Source organism: Acidiphilium sp. MT5 (assembly GCF_054767495.1).
Genome location: NZ_BAABMR010000004.1, coordinates 131,997 through 155,480, shown reverse-complemented (window position 1 = coordinate 155,480; position 23,484 = coordinate 131,997). Strand labels below are relative to the sequence as shown.

General features: G+C 61.0%; 20 protein-coding genes and 1 tRNA gene. 10 read left to right on the top strand and 11 right to left on the bottom strand.

Translation table 11 applies throughout. The annotated features are described in order from the left end of the window. Positions 1–92 precede the first annotated feature (92 nt). Both ACYUCQ_RS06215 and ACYUCQ_RS06210 read left to right on the top strand, forming a co-directional pair. Positions 93–1,598 carry an MFS transporter gene (locus ACYUCQ_RS06215; RefSeq protein WP_460253645.1) on the top strand — a complete coding sequence of 502 codons (1,506 nt, stop codon included), beginning with the start codon at positions 93–95 and terminating at the stop codon, positions 1,596–1,598. 3 nt (positions 1,599–1,601) lie between these two features. Then, positions 1,602–2,084: a MaoC family dehydratase gene (locus ACYUCQ_RS06210; RefSeq protein WP_460253644.1), complete on the top strand. Its 483-nt coding sequence runs from the start codon at positions 1,602–1,604 to the stop codon at positions 2,082–2,084. A gap of 78 nt (positions 2,085–2,162) precedes the next feature. Here ACYUCQ_RS06210 and ACYUCQ_RS06205 read toward each other — a convergent pair whose 3' ends face one another. Then, positions 2,163–2,693, bottom strand: coding sequence for a DUF4142 domain-containing protein (locus tag ACYUCQ_RS06205; RefSeq protein WP_460253643.1), 531 nt, complete (start codon positions 2,691–2,693; stop codon positions 2,163–2,165). A gap of 148 nt (positions 2,694–2,841) precedes the next feature. Further along, positions 2,842–2,918, bottom strand: a tRNA-Arg gene (locus ACYUCQ_RS06200). Positions 2,919–3,038: 120 nt separating this feature from the next. On the opposite strand from ACYUCQ_RS06200, the gene pyc reads away from it, so the two are divergent. Next, on the top strand, positions 3,039–6,503 hold the full coding sequence (gene pyc, locus ACYUCQ_RS06195) for a pyruvate carboxylase (RefSeq protein ID WP_460253642.1): 3,465 nt from the start codon (positions 3,039–3,041) through the stop codon (positions 6,501–6,503). Here the strand turns inward: pyc and ACYUCQ_RS06190 are convergent. Further along, complete coding sequence (locus ACYUCQ_RS06190) at positions 6,483–7,544, bottom strand: ABC transporter ATP-binding protein (RefSeq protein ID WP_460253641.1); 1,062 nt, start codon at positions 7,542–7,544, stop codon at positions 6,483–6,485. The genes pyc and ACYUCQ_RS06190 overlap by 21 nt on opposite strands. 65 nt (positions 7,545–7,609) lie before the next feature. Between ACYUCQ_RS06190 and ACYUCQ_RS06185 the strand changes: the two genes are divergently transcribed. Continuing rightward, positions 7,610–8,266, top strand: coding sequence for a DUF1345 domain-containing protein (locus ACYUCQ_RS06185; RefSeq protein ID WP_460253640.1), 657 nt, complete (start codon positions 7,610–7,612; stop codon positions 8,264–8,266). A gap of 32 nt (positions 8,267–8,298) precedes the next feature. Continuing rightward, positions 8,299–9,018, top strand: a complete 720-nt coding sequence (locus ACYUCQ_RS06180) for a c-type cytochrome (RefSeq protein WP_460253639.1) — start codon at positions 8,299–8,301, stop codon at positions 9,016–9,018. Here ACYUCQ_RS06180 and ACYUCQ_RS06175 read toward each other — a convergent pair. Continuing rightward, on the bottom strand, positions 9,002–10,195 hold the full coding sequence (locus ACYUCQ_RS06175) for an ABC transporter substrate-binding protein (RefSeq protein WP_460253638.1): 1,194 nt from the start codon (positions 10,193–10,195) through the stop codon (positions 9,002–9,004). The two genes, ACYUCQ_RS06180 and ACYUCQ_RS06175, sit on opposite strands and share 17 nt — an antisense overlap. 56 nt (positions 10,196–10,251) lie before the next feature. Between ACYUCQ_RS06175 and ACYUCQ_RS06170 the strand changes: the two genes are divergently transcribed. Both ACYUCQ_RS06170 and ACYUCQ_RS06165 read left to right on the top strand, forming a co-directional pair. Then, positions 10,252–11,280, top strand: coding sequence for an NAD(P)H-quinone oxidoreductase (locus tag ACYUCQ_RS06170; protein WP_460253637.1), 1,029 nt, complete (start codon positions 10,252–10,254; stop codon positions 11,278–11,280). Between the two features lie 363 nt (positions 11,281–11,643). Next, positions 11,644–12,891 (top strand): beta strand repeat-containing protein, encoded by a 1,248-nt coding sequence (locus ACYUCQ_RS06165; protein WP_460253636.1) that lies wholly within the window; start codon positions 11,644–11,646, stop codon positions 12,889–12,891. 148 nt (positions 12,892–13,039) lie between these two features. Here ACYUCQ_RS06165 and ACYUCQ_RS06160 read toward each other — a convergent pair whose 3' ends face one another. The 7 genes from ACYUCQ_RS06160 to ACYUCQ_RS06130 all read right to left on the bottom strand — a co-directional run bounded on the left by ACYUCQ_RS06160 (position 13,040) and on the right by ACYUCQ_RS06130 (position 19,385). Further along, positions 13,040–13,741, bottom strand: coding sequence for an ABC transporter ATP-binding protein (locus ACYUCQ_RS06160; RefSeq protein ID WP_460253635.1), 702 nt, complete (start codon positions 13,739–13,741; stop codon positions 13,040–13,042). 1 nt (position 13,742) lies between these two features. After that, entirely contained in the window at positions 13,743–14,450 is a 708-nt protein-coding gene (locus ACYUCQ_RS06155; RefSeq protein ID WP_460253634.1) for an ABC transporter ATP-binding protein, read from the bottom strand. Continuing rightward, a complete protein-coding gene (locus tag ACYUCQ_RS06150; protein ID WP_460253633.1) occupies positions 14,440–15,384 on the bottom strand; it encodes a branched-chain amino acid ABC transporter permease in 945 nt (314 codons plus the stop codon). Before ACYUCQ_RS06150 ends, ACYUCQ_RS06155 begins: the two co-directional genes overlap by 11 nt. A gap of 13 nt (positions 15,385–15,397) precedes the next feature. Further along, positions 15,398–16,282: a branched-chain amino acid ABC transporter permease gene (locus ACYUCQ_RS06145; RefSeq protein ID WP_460253632.1), complete on the bottom strand. Its 885-nt coding sequence runs from the start codon at positions 16,280–16,282 to the stop codon at positions 15,398–15,400. A 101-nt stretch (positions 16,283–16,383) separates the two neighbouring features. Further along, positions 16,384–17,637: an ABC transporter substrate-binding protein gene (locus ACYUCQ_RS06140; protein WP_460253631.1), complete on the bottom strand. Its 1,254-nt coding sequence runs from the start codon at positions 17,635–17,637 to the stop codon at positions 16,384–16,386. Between the two features lie 252 nt (positions 17,638–17,889). After that, on the bottom strand, positions 17,890–18,558 hold the full coding sequence (locus ACYUCQ_RS06135; RefSeq protein WP_460253630.1) for a hypothetical protein: 669 nt from the start codon (positions 18,556–18,558) through the stop codon (positions 17,890–17,892). An 86-nt stretch (positions 18,559–18,644) separates the two neighbouring features. Further along, positions 18,645–19,385 (bottom strand): alpha/beta hydrolase, encoded by a 741-nt coding sequence (locus tag ACYUCQ_RS06130; RefSeq protein WP_460253629.1) that lies wholly within the window; start codon positions 19,383–19,385, stop codon positions 18,645–18,647. A 55-nt stretch (positions 19,386–19,440) separates the two neighbouring features. Here ACYUCQ_RS06130 and ACYUCQ_RS06125 point away from each other — a divergent pair, with 55 nt between their 5' ends. Genes ACYUCQ_RS06125 through thrS form a run of 3 tightly spaced genes read left to right on the top strand, consistent with a single transcriptional unit; the run spans position 19,441 to position 23,449 of the window. Continuing rightward, the gene (locus ACYUCQ_RS06125) at positions 19,441–20,580 is read left to right on the top strand and encodes a glycosyltransferase family 4 protein (protein ID WP_460253628.1); all 1,140 of its coding nucleotides are present in this window, start codon (positions 19,441–19,443) and stop codon (positions 20,578–20,580) included. Beyond that, positions 20,577–21,515 (top strand): glycosyltransferase family 9 protein, encoded by a 939-nt coding sequence (locus tag ACYUCQ_RS06120; protein ID WP_460253627.1) that lies wholly within the window; start codon positions 20,577–20,579, stop codon positions 21,513–21,515. Before ACYUCQ_RS06125 ends, ACYUCQ_RS06120 begins: the two co-directional genes overlap by 4 nt. Before the next feature lie 11 nt (positions 21,516–21,526). Then, positions 21,527–23,449, top strand: coding sequence for a threonine--tRNA ligase (gene thrS, locus ACYUCQ_RS06115; RefSeq protein ID WP_460253626.1), 1,923 nt, complete (start codon positions 21,527–21,529; stop codon positions 23,447–23,449). Positions 23,450–23,484: the final 35 nt, after the last annotated feature.

Below are 23,484 nucleotides of genomic sequence, written 5' to 3'. Positions count from 1 at the left end.
GGGCCGTCGGTTTGTCGCTTCCGGAACGCTGCTCTTAATAAGCCGTCCGCCCCAGCCATCACCGCCGCATCATTACATCAGGAGGGTCGTCCATGGCGTTTTCACCCATGCAACGCAGTCTCGCGCATTACCCCGATCAAGGGCCGCGTAAACTTTACTTGCTCCTGGTCGTGCTGATTACCATTGCGCTTTATTACGCGCTCTATGCAGGCGGCGGCGTCGCGCCGTTATTGCTGGCCGGGTTGAAACTGCCCTTCAGCGATTTTGTTTATATCCTCGCCTTCGGCAATCTCATCGGTGCCTTCGCCTCATTACTGGCCGGCCTCGCTGACCGTTTCGGTCGCGCCAATCTGGTGGTCTATGGCCTGTTAATCGTCGGCCTGCTGATCGCCTTCGTCATGCCCAACGTCACCACCGCCCGCGCCTGGGGCATCACTTTCTTTGTGGTGTCCTTCGTCGAAGGCATCATCCTGGTCGCAACCCCCGCCTTGATCCGCGATTTCTCGCCGCAGGTCGGGCGCGCCACCGCCATGGGATTCTGGACCATCGGCCCGGTGCTCGGCAGTCTCACCGTGAGCGTTGTCACCACACTCACCTTGCCGATTTTCAAAACCTGGCAGAGCGCCTATGAGATTTGCGGCTACGCCGTGCTCGCGGTGTTCGTACTGGCTTTCCTGTTCCTCAAAGAACTCGCCCCCTCGCTGCGCGATCAAATGATGGTCAATTTACGCGACCGCACCTTGATCGAGCTGAAAGCCAAAGGCCTTGATATCGAAGCCAGCCTGCGCAACCCGTGGCGCCAAATGCTCCATGTCGATATTCTCGCCTCCGCCTTCGGCGTCTCGGTCATGCTGCTGTTTTACTATACCGCCGTCGCTTTCGGTCTGATTTATTTCGTCACCGTCTTCGGCTATTCAGTCCAGCAGGCCAATATCCTCGCCAATTGGAACTGGGGCACGAACGCAATCGCCCTAATCATCGCCGGTATCCTGTCGGACAAATTGCGCGTGCGCAAACCGTTCATGATTTTTGGTGGCATTGGCGGCTTGGTGCTGAATTTCTTCTTTCTCCGCCTCGCGGGCACCCACGCCCCGTTCTCCGTGCTCACCATGCTGGTCGCTGGCCAATCCTTCTTTATCGGCTTTGCTTACGTCACGTGGATGGCGAGCTTCACCGAAACGGTCGAAGCGCGCAATCCCGCCCTCACCGCAACGGGCTTGGCGATTTGGGGGTGGATGTTGCGCGTGGTGGTCACCGTATGTTTCCTCGGCTTCCCACTGGTGGTGCGTTCGGTCAACACCCTGCTTGCGGCACCTTATGTGATCGCGGCCTATAAACACGCACTCGCCGCTCATGTGGCGCCGCCGCCGTCCTTGCTGGCCGCGCTCGGCGCCATCAAAGAAGCTGCCGCCGCAGCCCCCATTCAATGGAAACATTGGTATTGGATTTGCGAAGGCGGCATTGTGCTGTTCCTGCTCACCGTCTTTCTCATGCGGGGCCGCTGGAGCCCCGCAGCGGCTCTCGCCGACGAGCAGGCGCATGATGCGCTGGTGAGCAAGGAGCTCGCCCAGCTCCAAGCCGGTCAAGCGGCGGAGTAGCCTATGGACCAGCCGATCAATACGATTACGCTCGCCGATCTGCGCGCCAAAATCGGCCAAGAACTCGGAGCATCCGCCTGGCTCACAATCGATCAATCAATGATCGACCGGTTTGCCGGCGTCACTCAAGATCGACAATATATCCATATCGATCCGGTGCGCGCCGCCGCAACGCCGTTCGGCGGCACCATCGCGCACGGATTTCTCACCCTCTCGATGCTCAGCCATTTTGCCCAGCAGGTGCTACCCCGCCTCGAAGGCCTGATCATGAGCATCAATTACGGGTTTGATCGCGTGCGTTTCGTCGCACCCGTGCGCTCAGGCGCGAGAATTCGCGGCGTGTTCAAGCTTGAACATCTGGAACTCCAAGCCTCGGGCCGCATTCAAATGCGCCAAGATGTCACCGTCGAAATCGAGGGAGAACCCAAACCCGCCCTCAGCGCCACATGGCTTTCGCTGCTGGTGCCGGGGCCCGGCACCATCTAACGTCACATCGCACCGCGCGACCCGCGCACAATAAAGCCGCCGGATCGCAAGACCCGGCGGCTTTTTAATGAGGTGATGTTACTCGCCCATATTCTTGGGCAGAGCATCACGCAGCATGTCCAGATTCTGCTCAAGCAGCGGCGTGGTCTCAATCGCAACCTGCTTGAATTCGGGCGACGTGCCATTGCGGGCCTCGTCCTGGAACACGGCGATTGCGCTCTCATGGCTCGAAATCTCATCGCGCAGGAACGCAACCGAGAGGCTCGGCGATGGATGATACGACAACGCCACCAACTGCGCTTTCAGGTCGAGCGGTAAGGTGCCAGGCAGAGTCACGCCGTTGGCCTTTGCCTGCGCTTGAATTTGCGGCGCATATTTCGCGGCGTCGGCGCAAATCTTGTTGGCCACCGGCACCACTGTCGGGGTCAAACCACCCTTCTGCACATAAGCGCAGGCTGCCAGGTCAAAATGCACCAGCTGATAGGCCGTCGTGATAAAGCCCAAATCTTGCGGCGTAATATTGCTGGTTGCAGGCGCCTGCGCCACCGTTGAACAGCCAGCCAGCGCCAGAATGCCGGCCAAGGCGCCATAGCGAGACAATTTAATCATAATGGTGGATCTCCCCTTCGACGATTTTGATTTAAGCGAAGTAACGTAAAACACTCTGCCAAATTAAGCGGCTGCCGTGAAGAGATAAATCAGCCTAACCGGCAGAATAATGCTTGCACGTGACACAGTAGCCACGATTCACCGTCCATGGCGACCCCGGCGTGACTCGAACACGCAACAACCTGCTTAGAAGGCAGGTGCTCTATCCGGTTGAGCTACGGGGCCTCGCTCGATTATGCCGCAAAACGCGCCCGCCGACCAGACCGATGCTGCACCGCACAGTTTTTCTTGACGTCGCACCACCCGCCCGCCATCCTGTGCGCGAACCCTCAGATGGATTTTGGCGTGACCCAGCAAATCAAACGTCTTCTCGTCGCCAATCGCTCAGAAATCGCCATTCGGGTGTTTCGCGCCGCCTCGGAACTCGGCATCACCACCATCGCCGTTTATGCCGAAGAGGATAAATTATCGCTGCATCGCTTCAAATCCGATGAAGCCTATCTGATCGGTCGCCAACCCGGCCAAAAGCCGCTCGGGCCAATTGAAGCCTATTTATCGATCGATGAAATCCTGCGCGTCGCCCGCGAATCCGGCGCAAACGCCATTCATCCTGGCTATGGTTTTCTCTCCGAAAACCCCGATTTTGCCGAAGCCTGCGTCGCCGCCGGGATTATTTTCATCGGCCCGCAGCCCGAAACCATGCGGCGTCTCGGCAACAAGGTCGCGGCGCGCCATCTGGCCGCCTCCGTCAATGTCCCGGTTATGCCGGCCAGCGCCCCCCTTGGTGATGACCCTGCGGAAAACCAGCGCATCGCCGCGCAAATCGGCTATCCGCTGATGCTCAAAGCCTCCTGGGGCGGCGGCGGGCGCGGTATGCGCCCGATTGAACATGAAGATCGCCTGCTCGATGAAATCGCCGCCGCTCGCCGCGAAGCCCTCGCCGCCTTCGGGAATGACGAGGTCTATCTCGAAAAACTGGTGCGCCGCGCGCAGCATATCGAAGTGCAATTGCTCGGCGATACCCATGGCAATCTCGTGCATCTCTATGAGCGTGATTGCTCAATCCAAAGGCGCCATCAGAAAATAGTCGAGCGCGCACCAGCGCCCTTCCTCAACCCGGCAACCCGCATGGCCTTGTGCGAGGCCGCTTTGCGCATTGGCCACGCCACCGCTTATCAAAACGCCGGCACGGTCGAATTCCTGCTCGATGACGCGACCAGTGAGTTTTATTTCATCGAAGTTAATCCAAGGATTCAGGTAGAACATACCGTTACTGAAATGGTCACCGGCATCGATATTGTCAAAGCCCAAATCCGCATCGCCAGCGGTGGCGCCATCGGCGATCTCGCAGCCACCGGCGTTCCCGCGCAAAGCGCAATCCGCCTTGATGGCCACGCTTTGCAATGCCGGATCACCACGGAGAATCCCGAGAATAATTTCATCCCCGATTACGGGCGCATCTCAGCCTATCGCGGCGCCTTCGGTTTTGGCATCCGCCTTGATGGCGGCACTGCTTATTCCGGCGCCGTGGTCACCCGGTTTTACGATGCGCTGTTAGAAAAAGTCACCGCCTGGGCGCCCACACCCGAGGAAACCATCGCGCGCATGGTGCGGGCGTTGCGCGAATATCGGATCCGAGGCGTCACCACCAATCTCGCTTTCCTTGAAGCCCTGCTCACCCATCCTGCTTTTCGGTCCGGCGATTACACCACCCGCTTCATCGATCAAACGCCCGAACTGCTCAGCCTACCGCGCCGGCAAGACCGCGCGACCAAACTGCTCCGCTACATCGCGGATGTGAGCGTCAACGGCCACCCCGAAACCCGTGGCAAACGCAAACCCGTGGCCCATGGCCGCGTGCCCATCGCCCCCGTCCTGTCCGCCCCGCCGGTCGAAGGCACGCGCCAAAAGCTGGATCGGTTAGGCCCTACCGAATTCGCCGCGTGGATGCGCGATAACAAATCGGTACTGATCACCGATACAACCATGCGCGATGCGCATCAATCGTTGTTAGCAACGCGCATGCGCAGTTACGATATTCTGGCCGCAGCACCGGCCTATAGTGCGGGTCTGCCCGGCTTGTTGTCGCTGGAATGCTGGGGCGGTGCCACGTTCGATGTGGCCATGCGCTTCCTCGCCGAAGACCCTTGGGAGCGCCTGGCCGCCATCCGCGCCGCCGTGCCGAACATTCTGCTGCAAATGTTACTGCGCGGTGCCAATGGCGTCGGTTATACCAACTACCCCGATAACATCGTGCAATTTTTCGTCCGTCGCGCTGCGGCGGGCGGGATTGATTTGTTCAGGATTTTCGATTGCCTCAATTGGGTCGATAACATGCGTATCGCCATCGATGCTGTGTGCAGCGAAGGCAAGCTCGCCGAAGGTGCGATTTGTTATACCGGCGATATTCTCGATCCCAATCGTGCCAAATACGCGCTGAACTACTATATTGATCTTGCCAAACAGCTCGAAGCCGCAGGCTGCCATATCCTCGCGATCAAAGACATGGCGGGCGTGCTGAAACCAAACGCCGCCCGCGTGCTGGTCTCCGCCTTAAAAAGCGAAATCGGCCTGCCGATCCATGTCCACACCCATGATACGTCCGGCATTGGCGGCGCCACCTTGTTAGCCGCCATCGCCGCCGGTGCCGATGCAATCGACGCCGCCATGGATTCGCTCTCCGGACTAACCTCCCAACCCTGCCTCGGCTCATTGGTCGAAGCCTGGCGCCATACCGAGGCCGATAGCGGGCTTGATCCGGAATCGATCCGGCAAATGAGCTTCTATTGGGAAGCGGTGCGCAGCCAATATGCCGCCTTCGAGAGCGATTTACAGGCCGGGGCCTCCGAAGTCTATTTGCACGAAATGCCCGGCGGTCAATTCACCAATCTGCGCGAGCAAGCCCGCTCGCTCGGCTTGGAGACGCGCTGGCACGAGATTGCCCGCGCCTATCGCGATGCGAACATGGTGCTCGGTGACATTGTGAAAGTCACGCCCTCCTCCAAAGTCGTGGGTGATCTTGCATTAATGATGGTCTCGCAAGACCTTTCGCCCGCCGATTTGCTTGATCCGACCAGAGAAGTCGCATTTCCCCAATCGGTCGTGGATATGCTGCGCGGTGATCTCGGCCAACCGCCCGGCGGCTGGCCCGAAGCCCTCTCGCGCAAAGTGCTGAAGGGCCAAACACCCTATACCGTGCGCCCCGGATCGTTGCTCGCCCCGGCTGATCTCACCAGCCTGCGTGCGCAAGCGCAAACGCGCTGCGGCGGCCCGCTCGATGACGAGGCGTTAGCGTCCTATGCCATGTATCCCGATGTCTATGCCGCATTCCGCGCCACCGGCGAGGCCTATGGCCCGGTCGCCACCTTGCCCACCCCGGTTTATTTTTACGGCATGCGCCCCGGTGATGAAATCGCCATCAGTCTGGAGCCAGGTAAAACCCTCAATGTGCGCCTACAAATTTTGGGTGAAACCGATGATGAGGGCAATGTTCGGGCGTTTTTCGAGCTGAACGGCCAGCCGCGCGTGGTCAAAGTGCCAAACCGCTCCGCCACCCCAGCCCGGCCCCTGCGCCGCAAGGCCGATGAGCAACGCGCCCATGAAATCGGCGCGCCGATGCCCGGCACCATCGTCGCCGTGTTGGTGCGCGAGGGTCAAACCATCGCGATCGGCGAACCCTTGATCGCGATTGAGGCGATGAAAATGCAAACCCGGATCAACGCCCCAGTCGCGGGCGTCATCGGCCCCGTGCATGTGCGCCCCGGAGATGCGGTCGAGGCGAAGGATTTGTTAGTCGAGCTTTCTCCCTAACGTCACACCGTCAGGCCCAAACACATGCAGCTGCGCGCCATCGAACGCGAGCGGCACAATCTCCCCGGCGCGCAGCGCACAATCGGGTGGTGCGCGCATCATCAGGGCCGCATCATCGGTCTGCAGATGCACATGCGCCTCAAACCCAACATGCTCAATCCGCTCAACCCGCCCGCGCAGCGGGCCCGCCGGATCAATCCGCACATGTTCAGGCCGAACCCCCAGCGTCACCTGTTGCCCGGCCGCACACCGCGCCGGCGCCGCGAACCAGGCGCCCTGCGCCAGTAAAAACCCGGTCTCGGTGGCCACCGCCTGACAAAAATTCATCCCCGGCGCGCCAATAAACCCCGCAACAAACCGATTGACCGGCCGATCATGCACGTCGCGTGGCGTGCCAATCTGCTCAATCCGCCCCGCATTCAACACCACAATCCGATCCGCCATAATCATCGCCTCGGTCTGATCGTGGGTGACGTAAATCATCGTGGTCTGTAACGCCCGATTGAGCCGCACCAAATCGGTGCGCAATTGGGCGCGCAGTACCGCGTCCAAATTCGCGAGCGCCTCATCAAATAAATAGCCACGCGGTGCTGCAACAATCGCCCGGCCAATCGCAACCCGCTGGCGCTCTCCGGCAGAAAGTTCATGCGGTTTGCGCGCAAGCAAAGGCTCAAGCTCCAGCAGCGCCGCCGCCCGGCGCACCGCCTCCGCCAGCCTCTGCCGATCAGCCCCCGCCATGCGGAGCGCAAATCCCAAATTATCGGCGACCGTCAAATGCGGGTATAGCGCATGGCTCTGAAACACCATCGCCAGCCCGCGCCGCTCCGCTGGAACCGCATTGGCCGGCTCGCCATCAATGCTGATCGTGCCATGGGTCACCGGGTCGAGCCCGGCAATCAGCCGCAGCAAGCTGGTCTTGCCACAGCCGGACGGGCCCACCACCACCAAAAACTCGCGATCCGCAATGTCGAGCGTGATATCACTGAGCCGGTCGGTTGAGCCAACACGCTGCGTTACATGGGTGAGCGAAATCCGCGCCATCGGTGGCTCGTATCTGATTTCCCCCATGGCTTCCAGGGCCGCGCATCCTCGGCTATCAGGGGCACATGAAGACCTGGCTGCCCTATAAAATCATTCGCGGTCGCCCGCGCCTGTTCGCCGGCTTGGTCTGCGGCCTCGCGGCCTTCCCGCTGCTCCCCGCCGCCCTGCCCGCAATGACGCGGGTTGCGCTGAGCTGGGATGCCATGGTCGTCGCCCATCTGGTGCTGGTGGTGTTCCACTTCATCGGCGCCGATCATACCGACATCCAGGCCGATGCCGCCCGCCAGGAAGAAGGCGAGTGGACCTTGTTCGCGATCACCCTGTTCGGCGCGCTGATGAGCTTTCTGGTGATCGTCATTTTCTCCGGGCTGAATGTGAAAAAAGGCCATGACGGGCTGTATCTGGCGCTGGTGTCGATCACGTTGGCGGCATCCTGGCTGATGACCAACGTCACCTTCGCCTACCGCTATGCCCATGAATATTACGAAAAGCGGCCCGGCGGGGCAATCGCCGGAGGCTTGCGTTTTCCCGAGGAAGAGCGCCCGGATTATCTGGATTTCATCTATTTCGCCTTCGTGATCGGCATGACGTTTCAGGTCTCGGACGTGGAAATCACCGCACGCACCATGCGCCGCATCGCCACGGTGCAAGGCCTCATTGGCTATGTGTTCAACACTGTTATTCTGGCGCTGACGATCAATATCGCCTCAGGGTTGATTTGAACCGTCATTTTGACATGAAGGAGCGTTCGATAATGACCAATCGCTTTCGCCACCGGCTTGCAGCCACCGCCCTTACCGTCGCGATCGGGGCCATCGCGATCAGCGGCACCGTCGGCATCGGCATCGCCGCCGCCCCGCCGGAGGTTGCATCCTGTGCAGGTTGCCATGGCGCCAATGGCATGGGCAACCCAGCCGCCGGCTTTCCGGCCTTGGCGGGCCTGCATGCCGGTTATCTCGAACAGCAGCTCTATGCCTTCAAACACGGCACCCGGGCGAACGCGATGATGAATGCCATGGGAGCCGGCCTCAACGCCGCCACCCGCGCCAAAATCGCGGCCTATTACGCGAGCCTGCCGGTCCCGCCGGTGGCCGAGCCTGATCCCGCGCCGAGCGGCCTGGGTGCTCAAATCGCGATGCAGGGCTTGAATACCGGCACGCCGCACGCGGTTCCGGCCTGTGCGTCTTGTCATGGCGATGCCGGGCTAGGGCAGGGGCGTTTCCCGCGCCTCGCCGGACAGTCGGCAGCCTATCTCTCGGCGCAACTGGTCGCTTGGCAAAAAGGCACACGCGGCGAAACCCCTTTGCATCTGATGCGTCATATTGCGCGCAAACTCAGCCCGGCGGACATCACCGCCGTCACCGCCTATTACGCAGCCCTCTCGCCCAACCCCGCCCCTGGCGCACCCGCCGCCGCATCACCCGCAGCTCCTCCGGCCCCGAACGCCAAAACCGGGGCTAAAAACCCAGGATAGGCGCCACCGCGCCCGGTTGACCCGGCTCAATCGGGCGCAGCACCCTGTCCTGCCATTGCTGCAAGCGGTTAAAGCTGCGCTGGTTCTGCCCGTCAGCGTCAAACTGCACGCCCCAGCCATTGGCCAAGCTCCCGACGGGCAGCGTCATCGCCGCCAAAATCGCAGCGATCCCGGTTTTGGCGGTGCTGGCCTGCAGCGCCTGAAACGCCAAATGCGCGCCCAGATAGGTCTGTAAACTCGCCGCCCCGCGCGGCTTGGTCGCGTAGCGACGCTGATAAGCCCGCGCAATCAATGACGCCGCCGGGCCATAATTCGGGCTGGCCACCACCATCGTGCGGTCAAACCCAGCGCCGATCAGCGCAGGCAGCGTATCCAGCGCATAGCCCGCCCCGGTGCCAATCACCATCCGGGGCCGCCACCCCGCCCGCGCCATCGCCTGATAAAACAACACCGCGCCGTCCGGCTGCCCGGCATGGATCACCAAATCAAGCTGCGCCCGCTTCATCCGCCGCACCGGCTCATCAAGGTCATCGCGGCCAGTGGCCGTGGCCATCGGCAGCAGCGGCGTGATCTTGGCGTCGTTCAGCGCGCTCAGCATCGCTGCGGCAAACGCGCCATCGGTCGCGCCAATGTCAAACAGCACGCCGATGCGCAGATCCTGCGGCGCGATCCGCCAGCCCGGCGCGATCACGCCAATGATCGCCGCCCGCACCGCCGACGCCGCATCGCGGCTCGTGGTGCCGAAGCGATGCAAGCTGCGAAACCCGCGCTTGGTGATCCCATCAGCCGGCGCATCTAGCTCCAAATAAGCGATATTGGCCAATTCGGCGGATTCGGTCGCGGCGAATGACAAGGTGGATGAGGCCGTGCCCAAAATCAGCGCCGCATTTTTATCATGCAGCACCCCAACCGCGCGCTGCGCATCGCGGGTCGTCTCGGCAGTCACAAGCAGCAAGGAGGGGCGCTGCGTCGGCGGCAAAGCCGCATAAGCCAGCGCAATCCCGCGCCACGCCTCGTCCCCCACCAAGCCCAACCGGCCATTGGTGGGCAGAATCACACCCACCAGCGTCGGCCCCACCGGCGCACGCGGGGCCGCCGCCCGCGCACCAAAAGGCGCCGCCGCACCAAGGCTGGCAGAACCGAGCGAAAACAATCGGCGCGATAAAAGGTTCGGCATGGTTTTGCTCCGTCTTGCACTCTATATGGGCTGTGCCAACCCCAAGGAGCGAAAATATGGCCAACCCGTCCGCAGCCTCTGCCCTGCCCACGCGCATGCGCTACGTCGCCATGGCTGCGCCCGGCGGGCCGGAAGTTCTCGCGCTGGGCGAGACCGATCTGCCGATGCTGCGCGATGATGAGGTGCTGATCGCCGTCGCCGCCGCCGGGGTCAATCGCCCAGATATTCAGCAACGCAAGGGGGCCTACCCGCCGCCGCCCGGTGCCAGCCCGATTCTCGGCCTGGAAGCGGCTGGCCACGTGGTCGCACGCGGCAAAAACGTCACCGCCTGGTCGCTGGGCGATGAAGTCACCGCCCTCTGCAATGGCGGTGCCTATGCCGATTACGTGGCCGTCCCCGCCGCCCAATGCCTGCCCGTGCCGCGCGGCCTCAGCCTGATCGAAGCCGCCTCGTTGCCCGAAACCTATTTCACGGTTTGGGCCAATCTGTTCGATCTGGGCCGCTTGGCACCGGGCGAATCGGTGCTGATCCATGGCGGCAGTTCGGGAATCGGCGTCACCGCCATCCAACTCGGCGCGGCCTTCGGCGCGGACATGTATGCCACCGCCGGTTCAGCCGAAAAATGCACCGCCTGTACCGCCCTCGGTGCGACCGCCGCGATTAATTATCACGATGAGGATTTTGCCGCCGCCCTCCAGCGCCTCACCAACAATTCTGGCGTCGATGTGGTGCTGGACATGGTCGGCGCCCCCTACATTGCGCGCAATTTGCAGCTGCTCAAACGTGATGGCCGGCTGGTGCAAATCGCCTTCATGCAGGGCAATATCGCCGACAAGCTCGATCTACTGCCGATCATGCTCAAGCGCCTGAGCATCACCGGCTCCACCATGCGCCCGCGCAGCACCGCCGAAAAAGGCGCAATCGCGCAATCCCTGCACCGCATGGTCTGGCCCTGGCTGGAACAAGGCCGGGTCAAGCCGGTGGTGCATGAGGTGGTGCCAGCCGCCGCCGCCGCAGAGGCCCATCGCCTGATGGAAACCAGCACCCATATTGGCAAAATAATCCTCGATTTCACCGCTCACTGATCGACCTTACCCGACGCGAATCTGGCGTTCGCGCCGCCAAAAACCATTTTGAAAACATTGTTGATAATCGGTTAAATTGTTAATGATGACGTTCGGATGACCCTCCTCAAAGGTCCGCGACAACTGACTTACAATTGTCATATTGCCTCATAAAATCATACAAAAATACCAAAATATAAAGCAGTATCAAAAGTCGATGCAAAATTTTTGGCGGAAATGCTCGATTCAACCGTTGAATGCGCGGCTCATACCAACTTTTGGTTGAACTCAATAAAATTAACCAACCACGCCGAATTTTCTCTTGCTTACCATTAACGAACCCGCTAGACGGTAACCATAAATTAAGTATTTGGAGGTCCCCTAATGAGTTCGACGGTAACAGTAGTTGGCGGTGTCAACGGAAATGCGCTGAGCGGTTTGATTTCCGTGCCCCTCACCGGCGTGACCTCCACGGCCCAAGCAGCGCTGCAAAGCGCGCTCACCGCGATCAGCAACCAAGTCTCGGCTGGAACCGTGTCATTTACCAATGTCGACCAGGTAACCGGCGCAACGGCCTTGATAACCGGAACCTCCGCGACCGGTGGTCTGTTTGTTATTAGCGACCAGCAATTCCCTGGGTCTGCGCCAACCGGCGCATCATCGACCGGTAGCTACAATGTTGGTTCCGCGTTCAGCACCGTCGTGGTTGAGGCGCCGGGCACCGAAACGGTCAACGCGTCGAACAATAACGGTCAAACCTTCGTTCTCGGCGCGACCAGCAATGTCAATCTGTTCACCGGCACTGGGACAGGGTCAGTGATCGCGGCGGGTGGTAACGACACGCTCAATCTTCAAGGCACGCAGTCTGCGGTGCTCAGCGCTGGCGATGTGCGCGTGAAAACCTACTCTGGCAGTTCCACTGTTGTCGCCACCGGCAGTAGCTCGGTCTTTGCCTCCGTCGTAAAGGGCTACGCTGGCTCAATGGATTTTGTGAACAACAGCGCAGGCTCAGTCCTGGTCGCTGGCAATTCGGGGTCACTGACCGTATTCGGCGGCGCAGGTGGTGGCCACTTCACGGGCGGCACGGCGGGTAATAACCTGTTGATCGCAGGGTCAGGTGCGGCCGTCTTGGTAGGCGCTGGCAATGGTGATGTTCTGGATGCTGGCTTTAACGCGGATGGTGTAACCGCGTCCCCCACGGTCAACGGCACTAATTATCTCTATGCGGGTTCCGGCAACGAAACCCTGCAAGCCAGCTCGGCAACCGGCAGCAACCTGTTCCTGGCGGGTGCCGGCGTGGACGTCATCTCCTCGGGTGGGTCGGGTAATCAGTTCTTCTTCGGTAGCTCCGGCTCCGCGACGATGACGGGATCAACCGTCACGGGCGCCGTCAATGTTTACTTCTTCGGCTCTGCAACCGGCAACACCGGTGGTAACGATGTGATCACCGACTTCAATCTGAACACTGACAAATTGTTCGCTGTTGATGGCACGAACATCACCTCGGTCACTGGCTCAGCCGTCAATGGCACGCCGGGCGTCTTGGTCAGCCTGTCGGATGGCACGCAAATCACGATGCAGGGCATCACCGTCGCGCAAGCCTCGGTCTATGCCGGCGGCTCGTTCATCTAATCCTTACGGACCTCCGCTCGAACCCCGAACCGCAAGGTTCGGGGTTTTTTTATGAGCAAACCGCGCCCCATCCCCACGAAAAACCCCCGGATCACCAGGACCCAGGGGTATGTATAAACCCACCAGCATTGTCGCCCGCGTCGGGCGATCAAAGCCCGAAATAAGCCGCCCGCACCGCATCATCCGCCTCGAGCGCCGCCCGCGTGCCCGAAAGCTTCACCTGCCCATGATCGATCAAATAGCCCCGATCCGCGAGCGCCAAAAACGCAACATTCTGCTCGGCAATCAACAACGCCGTACCCGCCCCAATCGTCGATTTCAACACCTCGATCACCTGCTTAACAAAAACCGGTGCCAGCCCAGACGACGGCTCATCCATCAATAATAATTTCGGCTCGGAAATCAGCACCTTGGCAATCCCCAACATCTTGCGCTGCCCGCCTGACAATGTCCCCGCCGCATCGCGCTTTTTCGCCGCCAAGGCCGGAAACAGCTCAAACAGCCGTTCGCTCCGCCGCTTCACTTCCGCACCGGAGAGAAAATAACCGCCCAGCCGAATATTTTCCTCAATCGACAAGGACGGAAACACACCCAACTCGGACATGAACGCAATGCCCCGCCGGATGCGCTGATCGGGTTTTTCACCGCCAATCGAGGCACCATCAAAATTGATCGATCCAGCCCAGCACGGCAAAAGTCCAATGATGCTGCGCAGCAACGTTGTCTTGCCGGCACTATTGGCCCCCAGCAGCAACACCGTCTCGCCTGGTGCCACATCCAGATCAATGCCCCACAGAATTTGCATCCGTCCATAGCCGGAGGTCACATTGCGCAATGATAATAAAGACATCTCAGCCTCCGATGAATGCCGCAACCACATCCGGGTCGCGCGAGGCGTTTTGTAACGAGCCTTCAAACAGCATTTTGCCCGCCCCCAGCACAATCACCCGTTCGGTAATCTTGCCGAGAAAATCGAGCAAATGCTCAACCACAATCAGCGCAATGCCGCGCGCCGCAAGCCCCGTCAGCAGCGTCGCAATCCCGCCCAATTCCGAAGGGTTAAGCCCCGCGCCGATTTCATCAACTAACAATAATTTCGGCCCCGTCACCAAAGCGCGGCCCAAATCCAGCATTTTCTGCTGATTGACCGTGAGCGATCCCGCCAGCGTCTCCGCCTGGTCCGCCAAGCCAATCTCGCGCAATATCGCCGCCGGATCAGCCCCGCGTGCGCGTCCAATCGTCGCCGCCACGTCGATATTCTCGCGCACCGTTAGGTCGTGAAACACTTTGGGCACTTGAAAACTGCGGTTGATCCCCAGCCGCGCCAGCTTGAAAATCGGCAGGCGCTGCACCGGCTGCCCCTCGAACAAAACCCGCCCCGAATTGGCCTGATGCACCCCGGAAATCACATTGATCGTCGTGGTCTTGCCGGAGCCGTTCGGCCCCACCAATCCAACAATCTCGCCCGGTTGCACGCTGAAACTCACCTCGTTCAACACGGTGAGCAGCCCGAATTTCTTGCCCACGCCCTCCAGGCGCAGCAGTGGTTCAGACGCCATTTTTCCTCCAACGCGCCAGCAGCGACATCACCCCGTTCGGCAAAAACAGCACCAGCAACACAATCAGCAACCCATAGATCAGCTCGAAATATTGCGGCGTCGAAATCCCGATCACCGCATAAAAACTATACAAAATCGCCGCCCCCAGCAGCGGTCCCACCACTGTGCCCACGCCGCCAAACAGCGCAAAGACAATGGCAAACACCGAAATCTGCAAGGTAAACAGCGCATCCGGATAAAACACCGATAGGTTCCACGCATAAGCCCCACCGGCCAGCCCCGCGACCAAGGCCGAAATCAGCCAAACAATCGCGCGCGCCCGCACCACATCCAGCCCGGCCATCGAGGCACTGACCGCATCCTGCGTCATCGCCCGCAGCGCCAAACCAAACCGCGATGTCCGAAAATAAACCCCCACGCCGGTCGCCACTAACAAAACCGCCACCATCGTCGCATAGCTCGCCGCCGGGTCATAAACCCGCTCGATTTTCAATCCGTAAGGCCCGCCGGTGATGTCTTTCAAATGCGGATTGGCCACCACGAAATATAAAATCTGCGAGGCTGCCAAATTCGCGATCGAGAAATAAGCCCCCGATAGCCGCAGCAACGGCGCTAACAAAATCGCCATCGCCACCGCCGCCGCGCCACCGCCGAGCACACAAACCAACACCGGCAAATCCGTGTGCAACACCAGCAGCGCCGTCGCATAGCCGCCGCACCCGAAAAACCCAACATAGCCAAACGGCAAATAGCCGGTGAACCCGTAGAGCAGGTTCAAGCCCTGCGCGAGCACCATATAGGTCACCAGCGTGAACAGCAGCGATTGGTTGCCAATCACATGCGGCAGCACGGCGGATGCTGCCAGCAGCCCTAGCAGCAACCCGGCACCAGGGATCAACCGGCGCCAACCGGCAGCACGCGGCGAATTTGTCATGGCTTGGCTCATCTCAGGCAACCCGGGCCGCCTTGCCGAGCAACCCGGACGGGCGGATCAGCACAATCACCATCAGCAACGCATAAGGCACAATATTTGACCAGGAGGAATAAAATGTCTGCATCATCATCGTCCCCAGCCCAAACACCAAGCCGCCAATCACCGTGCCGAGCGGATTGCCCAGCGAGCCGATAATCACAATCGCAAACGAGGTCGTGGTCAGCGTGTCGCCAATATCCGGCGAGACCGAGCCGAGCAAATACGGCACAAACACCCCGGCAATCCCGGCCAGCGCCAGCCCCATCACGAAGGCAATCACCGAAACCCGGTCAACATCAATGCCGGTTGCCCGCGCCTCTTCCCGATTCGCCATGATCGCGCGCGTCGCATAGCCCAGCTTGGTGCGCGAAAAATACCAATAGAGCCCGCCAATCGCGAGCACACTCGCCAAATCAGCCACCCACCAGCTATCGGGAAAGCTCTGCCCCAGCACCGCCAAATTCCCGTCGCCCAACGCCGAGCCGGGCAGGGAGCGCTGGTCCGCACCAAACGCCAACCCAGTGATCGCCTCAATCATCTGGGCAATCCCGAAAAACAAAATAAATGAGAGCATCTCAGGGTCGCGGCTCGCCTGCAGGCGCGGCACCACCGCATAATAAAGCGGCCAGCCAATCACCGCCGCCCCCAAAATCGCCAGCGGAATCCCGGCCAGCGGATTGAGGTGCAAATACTGCACCATGATAAACGCGCCAAACCCACCCAGCATGATGAACTGGCCATGCGCCAGATTGATAATCTTCATCACCCCGAACACCAGGTTCAGGCCAATGCCGATGAGGCTGAAAAAAACCCCATACAAAATCCCGCCAACAACGGCGTATTCGATTAAATCAAGCATCCATCATGCCTTGGTTATCTCGTCTGTGGTGATAGTCGGTCTCGATAAAACCGGGTCCAGGGCCAAGCCCCGAACCCGGTTCAGCCATGCGGCAAACGATCTTATTTCGGCGCCGGATAAACCGCCTTACCCGTCGCTTTATCATTTGGGTACACCACGACAATCTTGTTGCTGGCCCCGGCGGGCACTAGCTGCGCCACCGGCAGCAACTCGCCAAGCTGCGCGCCATGATCGGTCATCACGAACTTGCCCAGCACCGTCTTGGTCTTGCCAGACATGTCGAGCAACGCTTTATCAAACGCCAATTGCGTAAAGCTCGGCGCTGTCGCCACCATTTTCTGCATGATGATCCCGGTATTATAGCCGGCCGCATCCAAGAAATTCGGCGCCGCCTTATCGGCTGCGGTGAAAGCCTGCACGAATTGCGCCGTATTCATCCCGTCCGTCACGGTCTTGAACTTCACCAAAGGCGGCGTCGGGTAGGTATAGGTATAAGCCAACCCTTTCGCGCCGACATTCTTGGTGATCAAATCAATCAACTGACCCGGGAAAATCGTGAAGGTCATGTTGAAATGCAGCCCGCTCGATTTCAGCGCCCGCAGGAACGCAATATCATTCGGCGGATAGCCCATCTCGATCACCGCATCCGGATGATGCGCCGCGATGGTGTGCAGCAGCACCGTGTAATTGGATTCCGTGGTCGGCACCGCATGATAATAAACCGGCTTCACCCCGCCCTTCGCCAACACATCCTTCAGCGTTGACGCCTGCGACGCATCGAAATCATTCGAGCCATACACCACAGCAATCCGCTTGATTTTTTGCTGCAGCAAATAATGCGCCAGCGGCAGCGGCCACACCGTCGAAGACGGGATCGACACGTCAGCCAAATACGGCGTTTTCTTGGTGAAGAAATTCGCCCCCGACCCGGTCGGGTCGATCAGCAACATATGATGTTCCGCCGCAATCGGCACCGCCACCGAGGTCAGGACCGACCCGAAATCAGCCACCAACAGATTAACCTTATCCTGCGTGATTAACTGATTATACAAGGTGGTCGCCGTCGCGGTGGAGCTTTGATCGTCATAAGCGACAATCTTCACCGGAATTTTCTTGTTGAACGCCTTCACGAACAAGCCGCCGCCCTTGTTGACCTCGGCAGCCCAGAATTGCAGGCCCTTATACTGCCCCTGCGAGGCCACCGCGAACGCACCACTGCTCGCATAGAGCGTGCCGATTTTGATTTGCGCGGGTGCAGTCGCCGCCTGCGCCACACCGGCCACCGCCGTCGCCGCCACGGCCAAACCAAGGCCGATCGACCCCGCCAAACCTGTCACTGATAATGCTCGCCGCATTGTTTCTCTCCCCAGAGTCGGCGCAGAGACATTCCGCGCCGAAATTCCACAAATCATAATCCTGATACATCTTCTTCTCCGCACACCCAAACAGCGTGCGAGATGACAAAACGATCAGGCTCGAACCGCCAAATTTCCGTAAATAGTTTACAAGAAATTCATGTTCGGAGAAAACCGTGTAACCAAACAATTCACCCGGCGCAAGGGCCGGGTGATGAAAAAATTACACAATCCGGAGAGGATTTTAGCCGATTATTGCGCGGCGGGCTTCGGATGTCCCCCAGCACGGCGGTGATGCCAATGCGGCCACGTCACCGCCGTCAAATGGCTGGAATCGGCACCCACTTCCTGCACCTTCAGCACCGTGCCCAGCGCGCTCGCCTGTTCCGCACCGCTCGCCACCAGTTGTGCGCCGGGTTTCAGCAACCCACGCAGCGCCGCGTTGTCAAACGCGGTCGGCGGCAGGGCCAATTGCGTGCCATTATTGAGCATTACCCCGAAATGCCTCATCCGTGGCCCATTAATCAGGCTCACCACCGTGCCCTGCACCGTCGCCGCCGCCGCGCCATGATGCCGGAACGGCCTTTTGGGCAGCGTGACACTCTGGTGGCTGGTCGCATCGGTAATCCGCAGCGCCCGCGTCACCGCCCCCATCGAAACACCCTGCACCGTCACCTGATCGCCCAGCTTCACCGCATAGGCAATTTGCGTGGACATAAAGGGCGGTGCCAGCACCTGCGCGCCGTTGCTCAGTTGCAATCCAACAATCGCGCCAAACGGCGTCAGGGTGAAATGTTGCACCGTGCCCGTGACCGATACCGGTTTGCCCCGCAATTTACCCATCATCGGCTGAGCCAACGCCACGCCAGCACTGCCCGCCAACAACGTCGCGGCAAGCAGCAAAATCTTCGCTTTGGTCATGTTGATCTCCATCACAACCGGATTGCTCGCCAATCCGGTTTCGCTCCTATCGCACCGCTTTGTAACAGCGGTGCCTCGCGCCGGTATCAATCCGTGACAGCGTCACACATCTGCGCGAGCAGCGCCAAATCCTCCGCCCGCGACAGCCGATGCTCGCCATCCTTGACCAATGTGATCTGCACATTCGCCCCGGTGATCCGCTCTGCGAGGCGCAAACTGGTCTGATACGGCACCTCCGCATCGCGCATCCCATGGATCAGCCGCACCGGTGCCTGAATCGCCAGCGGCGCGCGCAACACCAAATGCTCAGCCCCATCCGCCAACAGCAGCCGGGTAATCGGCGTCGGCGGCCCGTAGGCATTGGGGATCATCGTCACCCCCGCGCGCGCCAAATCCTGCAAAGCCGCCGCATCCAGCGCTGGGCGCAGCAAATCCTCGGTAAAATCCGGCGCTGGCGCAATGCCAACCAACCCATGCAATTGCGCGGCCAAATCCCGCGCCAACAAAGCCGCAATCCACCCCCCCATCGATGACCCAACCAGCACCAGCCGCCGCCCCGGCACTGCGGCCTCAATCACCGCTGCCGCATCCCCTGCCCAGCGTCCAATGCATCCCTCGGTGAACACCCCGCCGGACACCCCATGCCCCGAATAATCGAGCCGGAGCATCGCCTGCCCCCGCGCTGCGCAATGATCATGCAAAAACAACGCTTTGGTCCCCGCCATGTCCGAGCCAAAGCCCGGCAGAAACACCAAAACCGGGTCCGCCCCGGCCAGCAATTGATAGGCCAGCTCGGTCCCCTGATGCCGTATGCGCTGAATGGTCACGCCGATTCCCCTTCCATGCCGGTTGTGCTAACCGCCCAACCCGAAAGGCAGGATAATGGGCAGTGCGCGCGACTATGCGGTTTTACAGGTTCTGCCGCGTCTGGAAACCGGCGGGGTCGAACAAGTCGTGGTCGAACTCACCGAAGCCATCGCCCGCACCGGCGCGCGCGCCATGGTCGCCGCCGCCCCAGGCCGCCTCGTCACCCAGGTCGAACGCGCAGGCGGCCATTTCCGCGCCCTCCCGCTCGATACCCGCAATCCGCTCTCGCGCCGCGCCAACACCAGCCGCCTGATCAAACTGATCAAAGCCGAGCGCATCTCGCTGGTCCACGTCCATTCCCGCGCCCCTGCCTTCGCCGCCCGCGCCGCCGCCGCCGCCTGCGCCATTCCCTTGGTCACCACCTATCACGGTGCCTATAGCGAGGGCAGTAAACTCAAACGCGCCTATAACAGCGTCATGGCCTCCGGCCAGCGCGTCATCGCCGTCTCCGCCTATATCGCTGACCTGATCCGCGAGCGGCATCAAATCGGCGATGATCGTCTGCGCATCGTCCCCGGCGGCGTCGATCCGGCCCGCTTCAACCCCGATAGCGTCCACGAAACCCGCATGATCCGCTTCGCGCAGGATTGGCGCCTGATCGATGGCGCGCCCACCATCATGCTGCCCGCCCGGCTCACCGCCTGGAAAGGGCAGGGGGTGATGATCGATGCCCTGGCCAAGCTGCGCCATCACGATGCGCTGCTGCTCCTGGTCGGCGCCGCGCAAGGCCGCCATGATTATGTCCGCAGCCTCTGGCAACAAGCGGATCGTCTCGGCGTCGCCGGGCGCATCCGCATGATCGGTGACTGCACCGACATGCCCGCCGCCTATAAATTGGCCGATGTGGTGGTCAACGCCTCCACCGATCCCGAAGCCTTCGGGCGCACCATCGTCGAAGCCCAAGCCATGCGCCGCCTCGTCATCGCCACCGATCACGGTGCCGCCCGCGAAACCATCCGCGATGGGCAAACCGGCTGGCGCACCAAACCCGGCGACGCCGCTGCCCTCGCCGCCAGCATCGATCACGCCTTGGACCTCGACATCCAAGCCCGCATGGCCATGGGCGCCACCGCGCGGGATTTCGTCGCCACCCATTATTCCATCGCCGCCATGCAAACCGGCAATCTCGCCGCCTATCACGAACTCCTCGGATGAAACGCATCCTGATCATCCGCCACGGCGCGCTGGGGGACATCGTCTTGAGTTTCCCCGCCTTCGCCGCCATCCGCGCCGCCCACCAAGCCGCCGCCATTTCGCTGCTCACCACCGCCCCGTTCGCGGATTTTCTCGCCGCCGCACCCTGGTTCGATCAAATCCTGATCGACCCGAAACCACGCGTCTTCGACCTACCCGGCCTATGGCGCCTGCGCCAAAAGCTGATCGGTTTTGATTTTGTCTATGATTTGCAAACCTCGCAGCGTTCCTCGCGTTATTTCCGTCTGGCCGGCCGCCCGCCCTGGTCCGGCATCGCGCCCGGCTGCAGCGCCCCGCACAGCAACCCGGCCCGCAACGCCCTGCACACGCGCGAACGCCTCGCCGAACAGCTCGCCCAGGCCGGCTTTAACCGCCCACTCCCCACCCCTGACCTCACCTGGCTGCGCGCCGCCCCGCTCCCCGACGGCCCGGACCTGCCCGCTCATTTCACCGCCCTGATCCCCGGTGCCGCCCCGCACCGGCCCGAAAAGCGCTGGCCCGCCAGCCATTTCGCGCGCCTCGCCCTCCAACTGCCCGGCCCCATCGTCATTCTCGGCGGTGCCGCCGAAGCCCCCCTCGCCGCCGAAATCCGCCGCCGCGCCCCCGACGCGATCGATCTCACCGGACGCACCAGCCTGCTCAGCCTCGCCCGCGTTCTCTCCCGCGCCACCCTTGCCATCGGCAATGATACCGGCCCCATGCATCTCGCCACCGCCCTCGGCGTGCCCTCAATAGTCCTGTTCGCCAGCGCGAGCGACCCCAGCCTCACCGCCCCGCGCTACCCGAACGGCGATTGGCCGCGTGTGCTCAGCGCCCCCGATCTAGCCGATCTGTCGGTGGACCGGGTTGCTAGCGCCCTGACGGACCGGCATAACAACCCAACCTTAATCTTCTAAAGGAGCGAAAAATGCCTGCGATCACCCTGCCAGACGGCTCCGTCCGCGACTATCCGGGCGCCGTAACCGGCACCGCGATCGCGGCCTCCATCGGCCCCGGCCTCGCCAAAGCCGCCCTGGCAATGGAGCTGAATGGCAAACTGGTCGATCTCGCCACCAGCGTTACCGAAAACGCCCATGTCCGCTTCATCACCCGCAAAGATGCGGACGCTTTACCGATGATCCGTCATGATGCCGCCCACGTCATGGCCGAAGCCGTGCAAGCGCTCTATCCCGGCACCCAAGTCACCATCGGCCCCGCCATCGAGACCGGCTTTTATTACGATTTCTTCCGCAACGAGCCGTTCACCCCGGATGATCTCGCCGCCATCGAAGCCAAAATGCGCGACATCATCGCCGCCAACGCGCCCTTCACCCGCGAAGAATGGCCGCGCGATGACGCCATCGCCTTCTTCGAATCGCGGGGCGAGCGCTTCAAAGCCGAGCTAATCCGCGATCTGCCGGCCAGCGAAATCATCTCCATCTACCGCCAAGGCGACTGGCTCGATCTCTGCCGTGGCCCGCATCTGCGCAGCACCGGCGATGTCGGCACCGCCTTCAAACTCACCAAAGTCGCTGGCGCCTATTGGCGCGGCGATCACCGCAACCCCATGCTCTCGCGCATCTACGGCACCGCCTGGCGCGACCAAAAAGAGCTGGATGCGCATCTGCACCAGCTCGAAGAAGCCGAACGCCGCGATCATCGTAAACTTGGTCGGCAAATGGATCTGTTCCACATGCAAGACGAAGCGGTGGGCAGCGTGTTCTGGCACGAAAAAGGCTGGCGCCTCTACCGCACGCTCGAAGCCTATATGCGCCGCAAACAAGAAGCGTTCGGCTACCAAGAAGTCAAAACCCCGCAATTGGTGGACCGCACCCTCTGGGAAAAATCCGGCCATTGGGACAATTACCGCAGCCACATGTTCATCGCCACCATCGAAGATGAAGACAAGGTGCTTGCGGTCAAACCGATGAACTGCCCGTGCCATGTGCAAATCTTCAATCACGGCCTGCGAAGCTACCGCGAACTCCCGCTCCGCATGGCCGAATTCGGTTCCTGCCACCGCTTCGAACCCTCCGGCGCCCTGCACGGCATCATGCGCGTGCGCGCCTTCACCCAAGATGACGCGCATATTTTCTGCACCGAAGACCAAATCGCTGCCGAAACGGTCAATTTCGTCGCCATGCTGCGCGAAACCTACCGCGATTTCGGCTTCGCCGATTTCGCCGTTAAATTCGCAGACCGCCCCACCCCCCGCGCCGGCAGCGATGAAGTCTGGGACCGCGCGGAGGCCGCCCTCAAAGCCGCCTGCGCCCAAGCCGGCGTCACCTATACCATCAACCCCGGCGAAGGCGCGTTCTACGGCCCGAAACTCGAATTCGTGCTCCGCGATGCCATCGGTCGCGATTGGCAATGCGGCACCCTGCAAGTCGATTTCGTGCTCCCCGACCGGCTCGATGCCAGCTACATCACCGCCGAAAGCAGCCGTGCCCGCCCGGTCATGCTCCACCGCGCCATCGTCGGCAGCTTCGAGCGCTTCATCGGCATCCTGATCGAACATTACGCCGGCCGCTTCCCACTCTGGCTCGCCCCCACCCAAGTCGCCGTCGCCAGCATCGTCACCGACGCGAATGACTACGCCGACCACGTGGCCGCCACCCTCAAAGCCGCAGGCCTGTCCGTCATCACCGATACCCGCAACGAAAAAATCAACGCCAAAATCCGCGACCTGAGCCTCGCTCTAGTCCCCAACATCCTCGTCGTCGGACGCCGCGAGGCGGAGCAACAAACCGTTTCGCTCCGCCGCCTCGGCTCCACTGACTCGCTCCTCCTCGCCCTCGACGACTTGGTCACCCGCCTGAAAACCGAGGCGATCCCGCCGGATTTGCAGTAATCCCCGCCGTAACCCGGCGACTGCCTGAGCCTGAT